Here is a 2,181-nt window from a genome sequence, read left to right on the forward strand (position 1 = left end):
TGCATTTTAACTCTCGACTATATTTGGACATAAAAGACCCCCAATAATTGGTGTCCAACTATTGGGGGTCACTTCACAGTGTCAGGCTTTTTCTATTTATGGCACCAGCCATGCAGTTTTGGTACTGCGGCTTAATAGCCAACTGGTGGCAAAGGCTAACCCCCCCGCTACCAGTGTCCAAAAAGGAATGGCGATAAGTGGATTGGCAAAGTACCAATCATAATTACGTACAGGCCATAGAAAGATAGGGTGAAGTAGATAGATCCCCAAGCTATGACGGCTAATAACCGACAACCTTTCACGGCTTGTATCACCCAATTTATCACTAATATAACGACATAAAACAAACACGCCGGCAGCAGCAATCGCGGTATTGATTGTCTTATAAGATAACCAGCGCCCAATTTTATATTCGCCAGCGGTTAAGCTATGACTCACCACCATATAATCTGTGATCAACAGTGCTACTACCGCTAATGGGATCAGCAATACCATTGGCGGCCAGTGATACTTATACAAGCAATAACCCAAGATCAAATAGCCACTGTAAAGCAGGTAAGTTTCACTCCACAGCCCATCAATATGGAATAAGTACGAGGCGGTGATCACCAACCATACCATGACCACACCTTTCACTTGCCCCGGCTCCATACGCTGAATTGCCCATTGATAGAAAGGCACAATTAAATACAACGGAATAAAATAATAGAAGAAACCCAGGTGATAATAGGTTTCATGAAAAGGCATATCTGTCAGTAGCTTCCAACTAGTCGCAAAGTTGGTGCCTGAAGCGGAAAACGCAGAGAAAAACGCATAAAACACTGACCACACCACAAACGGGATCAGCACCTTACCAACCCGACGCTTTAAATAATAACGTCCTTCAAATGGACGCTCATCACTGAGCATTAAAGCCCCGGTGATCATAATAAATACCGGCACCGCCCAACGGCTAAAACTGTTAAAGGTGATCGCTGTGATCCACTCCCAATCAGGTATTTGTCCTAATTGTTCCCGATAAGGACCTAAAACATGGATCACCACGACAGCAACGGCAGCAACTACCCGCAGCAGATCAAAATACCAAACCTTTTCTCTCATCACCTTTCCCTCTGATACAAAAAAGAGGAATTATCGACATCATTGATATCAATAACTCCTCTTTAAATATAACAGGGGATCAATAACCTGTATTGAGTAAGCGTGGTGCTTTTAATATTACTGACAGCACACTGACATGCTAACCCCAGTTAATAAACTTATGGTTGTTGACGCGTTGCTGCCAATACGATTTCGCGGATACATAAGTTTTGTGGCTGGTTGTAAGCGTAGCTAATCGCGTTAGCGATATCTTGAGGTGCAATCACACCGCCCATGCCTTCTTTCCACTCTTCATAACCTGCTTTAATCGCATCGCTGGTAGTGTGGCTAAGTAGCTCTGTTTCTACTGCACCCGGTGCGATAGTGATAAAGCGAACATTATCATCCGCCACTTCTTCACGAATATTTTCAGTGATCGCATGTACCGCAAATTTAGTACCGCAGTAAGCAGCATGGTTAGGGAATGTCTTACGACCTGCAATGGAGCTAATGTTAATCACAGTACCGTGTTTACGAGACTTCATACCAGATAGCACAGCGTGAATACCGTTCAACATCCCCATCACGTTAACGTTGAACATGCTCTGCCATTCTGCTGGATCTTGCTCATCAGCTAAACCAAGTAGCATGACACCTGCGTTGTTAATCAAACAATCCACAGGACCAAACTTCGCTTCTGCTTCTTCGATCGCTGCTTTTACCGCTGCAACATCAGTGATATCCACTTGACGACATAAGGTATTAGGTAAGTTCATTGCTTCCATGCGTTCTACACGACGCGCAAGTAATAATAATGGGTAGCCTTCAGCTGACAGTTGACGCGCTGTCGCTTCACCAATACCTGAACTTGCACCTGTAATAACAACTAAAGATTTAGACATAAGACTTTCCTACTTTGGTAATGCGAAAAAGATTCAACAGGCCGGCATGTTGTTGATGGATTCACTATAGGCGCAATTACGCTAACTGAAAAATATCGTTTTCTTAGGCTTATCATTAAAAAAAACTATGGATAACGGGCAAATGTCATTGGTTTATCTAATCACCTTCATCCCACTGATTATTCACCCAACCAATACT

At 43.2% G+C, this 2,181-nt stretch carries 2 protein-coding genes; both read right to left on the bottom strand.

All coding sequences use genetic code 11. The annotated features are described in order from the left end of the window. Nucleotides 1-96: 96 nt before the first annotated feature. Nucleotides 97-1,101 carry an acyltransferase gene (locus E5A76_RS06800; RefSeq protein ID WP_107166746.1) on the bottom strand — a complete coding sequence of 335 codons (1,005 nt, stop codon included), beginning with the start codon at nucleotides 1,099-1,101 and terminating at the stop codon, nucleotides 97-99. 158 nt (nucleotides 1,102-1,259) lie between these two features. Then, entirely contained in the window at nucleotides 1,260-1,982 is a 723-nt protein-coding gene (locus E5A76_RS06805) for an SDR family oxidoreductase (RefSeq protein WP_053987410.1), read from the bottom strand. Nucleotides 1,983-2,181: the final 199 nt, after the last annotated feature.

Origin of the sequence: Photobacterium lucens (assembly GCF_009873615.1) — a bacterium.
GTDB lineage: Bacteria > Pseudomonadota > Gammaproteobacteria > Enterobacterales > Vibrionaceae > Photobacterium > Photobacterium lucens.

Coding starts and splice junctions, on each gene's coding strand:
- E5A76_RS06800 (WP_107166746.1), bottom strand. CDS start 1,101: ATGAGAGAAAAGGTTTGGTATTTTGATCTGCTGCGGGTAGTTGCTGCC.
- E5A76_RS06805 (WP_053987410.1), bottom strand. CDS start 1,982: ATGTCTAAATCTTTAGTTGTTATTACAGGTGCAAGTTCAGGTATTGGT.